Origin of the sequence: Carboxylicivirga fragile, from assembly GCF_050589805.1 — a bacterium.
GTDB classification, from domain to species: domain Bacteria; phylum Bacteroidota; class Bacteroidia; order Bacteroidales; family Marinilabiliaceae; genus Carboxylicivirga; species Carboxylicivirga fragile.
The window spans coordinates 1-7,389 of sequence record NZ_JBNGOY010000093.1 but is presented as its reverse complement, the minus strand read 5'-3'; the positions used below and the strand labels follow the sequence as shown (position 1 = coordinate 7,389).

The following is a 7,389-nucleotide window of genomic DNA, read 5'->3' as shown; positions in this document are numbered from 1 at the left end:
TATTAACTTATGAAGGTGATGATCAGAAGGCGCTAGAGTTCGCCACAGCAGCTTCTTGTTTAAAGCACACTATTAAAGGTGATTATAATTTAGTAACAGTAGAAGAAGTAGAAAAACTAATGGGAGGTGATGCCTCCGGACGAGTAAGTCGATAACAATCTTGGTGGCTTAGGCCGTGCTGAAGGAAAAATTTGAAAGAGAGAATTCGGTACGGCCTATTCACATTATAATATAAACAAATGGCAAAATATTCAAGAATTGAAGTGTATCAAATGATGAAAGCAACAGGTGTCGTGCCCGTTTTTTATAATGTTGATATAGAAGTTTGTAAAGCAGTTGTTAAAGCCTGCTACGAAGGTGGAATACGTGTTTTTGAATTTGTTAATCGCGGTGATTTTGCACATGAGCTATTTGCCGAACTAAACAAATATGCTTTGGCCGAATTGCCTGGTATGATTCTGGGAGCTGGCTCCCTAGTAGAAGAAGGAACGACAGCATTATACATTCAGAATGGTGCTAATTTCATTGTGTCACCTTTGTTAAACGAAAGTATGGCCAGAGTCTGCAATCGTCGAAAAGTGATGTGGTCGCCAGGTTGTGGTACTATTTCTGAAATTAATAAAGCACAAGAGTTAGGCGCAGAAGTAGTGAAAGTATTCCCAGCTTCTGAAGTGGGAGGTCCATCTTTTGTGAAGGCCGTTAAAGCGCCCATGCCATGGACAGATATAATGCCAACAGGTGGCGTTACTTGTGAAAAAGAGAATTTAAAACAATGGTTTGCCGCAGGCGTGACTTGTGTGGGTATGGGATCAAATTTATTTCCAAAAGAGATAATACAGAAAAAAGACTATTACGCCTTAAAAGAAAAAGCAGTGGCGCTAATTGATACCATAAAAGCATTAAAGAAATAGAGTGGTGGTGTTTTAAGCCAAGGGAAAAAAGAATTGCAAAAATATAATAACGATTACTAACTAAATATAAGTTCAAAATGTCAGTAAAAGAAAGTATTAACAAGATGACTAACTACAGGTGGTATGTCTGTGGGTTATTGTTTTTCGCTACTACGATTAACTACTTGGATCGTCAGGTATTATCATTAACCTGGAAAGATTTTATTGCACCAGAATTCCATTGGACTAATGCCGATTATGGAAATATCACGGCATTGTTCTCAATATTTTATGCTATCGGTTTACTTTTTGCTGGGCGTTTTGTCGATTGGCTTGATACGAAAAAGGGCTTTTTATGGGCGATTGGAGTTTGGTCGGTTGGTGCCGTGTTGCATGCATTTTGTGGTATAGCAACATCGGGTGTTGTTACGGGTGAGTGGTTTGTCGGATTTGCAGGGGCTCGTGAGGCACTTGAACATGTTAGTAATGTATCGAAGGTAATTAATGTGAGCGTTGTAATGTTTGTATTTGCTCGATTTGTTTTAGCGATCGGTGAGGCAGGTAACTTTCCTGCTGCTATTAAAGCTACAGCAGAGTATTTTCCTAAAAAAGACCGTGCCTATGCGACAAGTATTTTTAATGCTGGAGCTACTGTTGGTGCTTTAGCTGCTCCATTATCTATTCCTGTAATTGCTTCACATTTTGGCTGGGAGATGGCATTTATCATCATTGGTGCTTTGGGTTTCATATGGATGGGCTTTTGGCAGTTTATGTATAAGAAGCCAAATCAACACCCTAAAGTGAACAAGGTTGAGTTGGATTACATTCATCAGGATGATAATAGTGGCTATGTTGATGGTGTTGAAAATTCGGATGTAGCCGCACGTATCCCTTTTTTACAAACATTTAAGTATAAGCAGACGTGGTCATTTCTATTAGGTAAGTTTTTTACTGATGGTGTATGGTGGTTTTTCCTATTCTGGACACCTGCATATCTGAGTGATGTATATGGCTTAAGTTCTGATAGTACTATGGCGCAAGTACTTTTATTTGTTTTGTATGCGATTACCTTATTGTCAATCATTGGTGGATGGTTGCCTACATATTTTGTTGAGAAGAAAGGGATGGATCCTTATGCTGGGCGTATGCGATCGATGTTAATCTTTGCCTTCTTTCCACTATTGGCTTTATTGGCACAACCTTTAGGTGTCTACTCTTATTGGTTTCCAGTAATTATTATTGGAATCGCTGGAGCGGCTCATCAAGCTTGGTCGGCTAATATTTTCTCCGTTATTGGTGATATGTTCCCTAAAACAGCTATTGCTACCATTACTGGTATAGGTGGAATGGCTGGAGGTTTAGGGTCGTTCTTTATAAATAAAGGTTCTGGAGTACTCTTTGATTTTGCTCAAAGTACAAATATGAAGTTCATGGGTTTTGAAGGAATCAAATCAGGCTATTTTATTATTTTCTCCATTTGTGCTGTTGCTTACTTAATAGGATGGCTAATTATGAAGACTTTAGTGCCAACTTATAAGCCTATTGTATTGTCTAAATAAATGCAATCAAAAAAATATATAATTATGTCAACAATAAATTACGATCGTCGCAGAGCTTGTCATCCTGGAGACGTTAAAAACTACGATACAGAGAAATTAAGAAAAGAGTTTTTGGTTGAGACTTTGTTTGTGAAAGAAGAAATCAACCTGAGTTACTCACAATACGAGCGTTATATTCTGGGTGGTGCTTTTCCTGTTGATCAAGAGTTGGTAATGGAATCCATTGATGCCATTAAGTCAGAGTACTTTTGCGAGCGCCGAGAATTAGGAGCGATTAATATTGCAGGTGATGGTATTGTTACTGTCGATGGCGTTGAATACCCGTTAAAGAATAAGGAGGCCATTTATATTGGTCGTGGTAGTAAGGAAGTGAAGTTTGCCAGTGCTGACAAAAAGAACCCTGCTAAATTCTACCTAAGCTCAACACCTGCACACAAAGAATATTCTACAACAGTGGTTAACAAGGAAAAAGCCAATATTCTTAATTTAGGATCTCAGGCAACTAGTAACGAACGTACCATCTATCAGTTGATTGTGCCTGGTATTGTGGAGTCGTGTCAGTTGGTAATGGGGCTTACCGAATTGCATGAAGGTTCGGTATGGAATACCATGCCAAGTCATACGCACGATCGTCGTATGGAAGCTTATTTCTACTTTGAAGTGCCAAAGGGACAAGCTGTTTGTCATTTAATGGGTGAGCCAAAGGAAACGCGCCACTTATTTATGCATAATGAAATGGCTGTATTCTCACCTGAATGGGGAATTCACTCGGGTGTTGGTACCAGTAACTACTCATTTATTTGGGGAATGGGTGGTGAAAATTTGGATTATACCGATATGGATCACATTCAGCCAGACGAGTTGCGATAGACTGAACAAATACATGATTAAGAAATATTAATACAAAAAAATAAAAACTCATGATAAATGAATTATTTGGATTAGAGGGAAAAGTAGCTCTAATCACAGGCGGAACACATGGCATTGGCATGGCCATTGGTAAAGTTCTGGGCCAGGCTGGTGCAAAAGTTTGTGTTAACGATTTGTCGGAAGAGAAACTGGAAGCTTGCAAGGCTGAATATGCTAAAGCAGGCATTGAAGTTTATACTTTGGTGTTTAATGTAACCAACGAAGAAGAAGTGGATAAGGGTATTAGGCAGATTGAAAAAGATCTTGGGGGTGTAGATATCTTGGTCAACAATGCAGGAATTATCAAACGTATTCCAATTTTGGATATGCCCATTGCCGATTTCAAACAGGTGATTGATGTGGATTTGGTAGCTCCACTTATCGTGGCTAAACGCGTTGCTCCTGGTATGATTAAAAAACATGCTGGTAAAATCATCAACATGTGTTCAATGATGAGTGTGTACGGTCGTAACTCTGTTTCCGCATACGCTGCAGCCAAAGGAGGGTTAAAGCTACTAACGGCAAATATGTGTTGCGAGTGGGCTAAATATGGCGTTCAAATTAATGGCATTGGTCCAGGTTACATTGCCACTTCTCAAACGGCAGAAATTCGTGAAGGTGGTCACCCATTTAATGACTTAGTGATGACGCGTACACCTGCTGCACGCTGGGGTGAACCTGAAGATATCGGTAATGCAGCGTTGTTCCTAGCTTCTAAAGCCAGTGAGTTTGTTAATGGTCATGTACTTTATGTTGATGGCGGAATTTTGGCCAATTTTGGTTATGTAAAGGGGGAGAATGATATAGAAGCTTAAATGGTTGATATATTTACCTATAGTTAAGTTTTAGTTGGTTTACAGCAGTTTTGTTGCCATCAATATGTTATGCCGATTTATTAATGAAGTTAGGGTTAAGTTCAATTTGCCACTGACGTTTTCATTAATGGATCGGTATAGTTCGAAAATAACGCAGCACCAACTTTCAAGTATGAATAGAATTAAAAGACAAATATGAACGAAATAATAAGATTTATAATTGTTGGTAGTGGAAATGTTGCAAAGGTCTACCTCGAGGTTATTGACAAAATAGAGGATGCTGAAGTAGTTGGTGTTGTTTCACAAAAAACGGATAGTTCTAAAAAAGAGAAGCCGCTACCTGTATTTCAAACCTTAGAAGAAATAAAATTGGATTTTGATGCAGTGATTGTATGTACCCCAAATGGCTTACATCATATGAGCACAATAGAAGCTGCAGCAATGGGTAAACACGTACTCTGTGAAAAACCAATTGATATTTCCGTGGCTTCAATAGATAAAATGATTGTTGCGTGCAAAGAAAATAAGGTTAAACTTGGAGTGGCTTATCAACGAAGATTTAGTTCAGATAATCCAATTGTTAAAAAGTTAATAGATGAAAATAAAATAGGTAGAATATTTTCTGTTGATCTGGCTATCAAGAATTATCGCGATGAAGATTATTATAATTCTGCAGAATATCGTGGTACTTATGAAATTGATGGAGGTGGACCTTTTATGCAACAGGCTTCACATTACATAGATTTATATTACTGGTTTTTTGGGAAACCAAGCAAACTGGTTAGCCAATTGGGAACCTTTGTTCATAATATAGAAGTTGAAGATCATGGAGCCGCAATTTGTTGTCACGATTCGGGTATGATAAGTACGATTACTGCTTCTACAGCCACAAAACCTGGGTTTCCTGCGAAAATGGAAATATACACTGACAAAGGTTATTTAATTTTGGAGAATGACGTAATTACTCATTGGTGTATTGAGGGTTTGAAAAATCCATCTTCAGTAGACACTAATGGCAACTCACATGCTGGTTCTTCAAGTCATTTGGTTAATGATACATTGAATCATGAAATGGTTATTAATGATTTTATAGATTCTATATCGACAGGTAAAGATCCTTTAGTAACGGGTGAATCAGCAAAGAATACGACCAAAATAATATTAGATATCTATCAAAATCAGTTTTGATTCCATAAGTTTATGTGACGTTAAGAACTACTATATAAAGAAAGGTGCGTACTCCTATTTCTTAAGATATTAATTTTTTTGACAACATGTTGTAAATGTTCGTATGTTATGAAATGTACCCATTATGGCATATGATGTTTGTATTGCAAAACGGCCTTTTTTTAATAAAATAGTGGTTTAATCCCCGATTCTTGGAGCGGGAAAAAAATATATTTGCAAAGCAAACTCAACTTGATAACCGGAGCTTGCTCAGGAGTTATTCATTGTTACTTCCTTTTGTCTATGCTAATCTCATGCCAAATTATCACATTCATCATCTCTCTCAGTCGACTTCTTACTCGTTGGCCATAGAGCTTTTCAATGTCTTTTGCGTTGAGGTTAGTGGTGGCGTGGGTGATGAGTTTATCCGAAATAAAGAGGTCGTAGCGACTGAGAATGACTTCGGCTAAGACATTGCATTCAGATCCAAAATGTTTGATGTTTGATTCTGCACCAAGGTCATCGAGGCAAATTGTTTTTGGTGTTTTGGATCCTGGAACAATGGTGAAGCTTCGTTTGCTGTAGCGATGAATAACATCATATCCATCTTTTTGAAATTCGAAACTGATATCGCGACAGGCTTTAAGAACGAAGCGTTGGTGCTGTTGTAATATAGTTTGCATCAATTTCATGAGTGCTGTTTTTCCACATCCAACCGGACCAATCATAAGTATTCCTTTTCTAAGGTTCATTCCATGTTGGAGGGATAGTTCTTCATCCTGGATAAAGTAGGCAAAGAGTTTTTTGATGATTGGCATATCTTCATCGTAGAGTTTAAAATGGGGGCCATAAATGGTCTTGCCTTTTCGAGTGATGAGATCAAGTGATAACTGGAAGTCGTAGTAAATGGTGTTGTTGTGGATTTGATAATGGTTCATAGTTTAACAGTTTTTAGGCAGAAGGCAGTAGTGATTTGCAGTTTGGTTAAAATGGGTTTTACGTGTTAGTTTTTGGGTGTTCGATGTATGGATTTATGATGTTTTGATCCGCGAATTGATTAAATATTTAAAGTGGTTCTTCATAGTCAGATGATGAGGGTGGTGGAGAGGTTGGATGTAGGGATGTGCGATTATTAGGTGTTCGATGTTTTTCCTGAAAATGTTTTTTGTGAACTTCATTTGTGCTTCGACTTCCCTTCGGCAAGCTCAGGGCATGGCGCTCAGTATCAAGACTTTTCTTTTCAAACTTTTTGATGTTGAGGATCCAGTTTCGGGCGGCGGCTTTCCAATCTTTCATGGGTGATTTGCCGCCAATGAGCCAGCCGTTGGATTCGTAATAGTTGAAGAAACGTTGTGCTTCGGCTTCTGGATGGCCTTTTTCCTGGAAGTAGATTTGAATGTGGGATAAGGGTGGATGTTTGGATGTTCGATCTACGATGTAAGGATGTTCGATGTCGGAGGTGTGATGTTTGGATGTGAGATGTGTGGATGTTTGATGTTGCCCTTCGGCAGGCTCAGGGAGAGATGTGAGATGTGTGGATGTTCGATTTTTAGATGTTTGACATTGCCCTTCGGCAGGTTCAGGGAGAGATGTTTGATGTAAGATGGACGATGTGGTTTGCTGATCATTTTTCATGTTTTCATTTTTAGAATTAGAAATTGATTTTTCATCTTCTTTTATAGTGTGTGTTTGTTTATTGTTTATATAGTTTATAGAAGGGGGCACTTTTGACCATGGTAGGGAACAGGCGGCATGGTCAAAAGTGAACAGGCTAACATGACTTCCAATGTTAGAATCATAGGATGGATCATAACGAATAAAGTCATGCTTGTGTAGATCACGTAATGCTTTTAAATATGTTTTTGAAGAACCTATTCTTGCTAGTTTCATGGTTTCTTTTCTTGAAATACTAATTGGGTTTTCAAAACGGTTTGTATTCCACATTCTGAACAATACCAGATAGAGACTTATGTGATAGGGTTTGAAGGTTTGCACTTGGTCCATCATGGCAAAAGTGTTGTTTAGGTGCTTGATGTAGTTCATTTTTTA

The 7,389-nt window shown here is 38.2% G+C and carries 7 protein-coding genes; 5 read left to right on the top strand and 2 right to left on the bottom strand.

Translation table 11 applies throughout. The features are described 5' to 3' along the window. The first annotated feature begins 239 nt into the window (after positions 1 to 239). The 5 genes from ACRD7B_RS22360 to ACRD7B_RS22340 all read left to right on the top strand — a co-directional run bounded on the left by ACRD7B_RS22360 (position 240) and on the right by ACRD7B_RS22340 (position 5,361). Positions 240 to 911, top strand: a complete 672-nt coding sequence (locus ACRD7B_RS22360; RefSeq protein ID WP_430826895.1) for a bifunctional 4-hydroxy-2-oxoglutarate aldolase/2-dehydro-3-deoxy-phosphogluconate aldolase — start codon at positions 240 to 242, stop codon at positions 909 to 911. A gap of 77 nt (positions 912 to 988) precedes the next feature. Beyond that, entirely contained in the window at positions 989 to 2,449 is a 1,461-nt protein-coding gene (locus tag ACRD7B_RS22355) for an MFS transporter (RefSeq protein WP_430826894.1), read from the top strand. A gap of 24 nt (positions 2,450 to 2,473) precedes the next feature. Beyond that, complete coding sequence (kduI, locus tag ACRD7B_RS22350; protein WP_430826893.1) at positions 2,474 to 3,319, top strand: 5-dehydro-4-deoxy-D-glucuronate isomerase; 846 nt, start codon at positions 2,474 to 2,476, stop codon at positions 3,317 to 3,319. A 50-nt stretch (positions 3,320 to 3,369) separates the two neighbouring features. Next, on the top strand, positions 3,370 to 4,173 hold the full coding sequence (locus ACRD7B_RS22345; protein ID WP_430826892.1) for a gluconate 5-dehydrogenase: 804 nt from the start codon (positions 3,370 to 3,372) through the stop codon (positions 4,171 to 4,173). A 195-nt stretch (positions 4,174 to 4,368) separates the two neighbouring features. Continuing rightward, a complete protein-coding gene (locus tag ACRD7B_RS22340; RefSeq protein WP_430826891.1) occupies positions 4,369 to 5,361 on the top strand; it encodes a Gfo/Idh/MocA family protein in 993 nt (330 codons plus the stop codon). Positions 5,362 to 5,627: 266 nt separating this feature from the next. Here the strand turns inward: ACRD7B_RS22340 and ACRD7B_RS22335 are convergent, their stop codons facing one another. Beyond that, the gene (locus ACRD7B_RS22335) at positions 5,628 to 6,278 is read right to left on the bottom strand and encodes a P-loop NTPase family protein (RefSeq protein ID WP_430826890.1); all 651 of its coding nucleotides are present in this window, start codon (positions 6,276 to 6,278) and stop codon (positions 5,628 to 5,630) included. 127 nt (positions 6,279 to 6,405) lie between these two features. Beyond that, positions 6,406 to 7,230, bottom strand: coding sequence for a hypothetical protein (locus ACRD7B_RS22330; RefSeq protein ID WP_430826889.1), 825 nt, complete (start codon positions 7,228 to 7,230; stop codon positions 6,406 to 6,408). Positions 7,231 to 7,389 lie beyond the last annotated feature (159 nt).

Excerpts from the sequence above, each read along its gene's own strand:
- kduI (WP_430826893.1), top strand. The coding sequence starts at position 2,474 with ATGTCAACAATAAATTACGATCGTCGCAGAGCTTGTCATCCTGGAGAC.
- ACRD7B_RS22345 (WP_430826892.1), top strand. The coding sequence starts at position 3,370 with ATGATAAATGAATTATTTGGATTAGAGGGAAAAGTAGCTCTAATCACA.
- ACRD7B_RS22330 (WP_430826889.1), bottom strand. The coding sequence starts at position 7,230 with ATGAAACTAGCAAGAATAGGTTCTTCAAAAACATATTTAAAAGCATTA.
- ACRD7B_RS22340 (WP_430826891.1), top strand. The coding sequence starts at position 4,369 with ATGAACGAAATAATAAGATTTATAATTGTTGGTAGTGGAAATGTTGCA.
- ACRD7B_RS22335 (WP_430826890.1), bottom strand. The coding sequence starts at position 6,278 with ATGAACCATTATCAAATCCACAACAACACCATTTACTACGACTTCCAG.
- ACRD7B_RS22355 (WP_430826894.1), top strand. The coding sequence starts at position 989 with ATGTCAGTAAAAGAAAGTATTAACAAGATGACTAACTACAGGTGGTAT.
- ACRD7B_RS22360 (WP_430826895.1), top strand. The coding sequence starts at position 240 with ATGGCAAAATATTCAAGAATTGAAGTGTATCAAATGATGAAAGCAACA.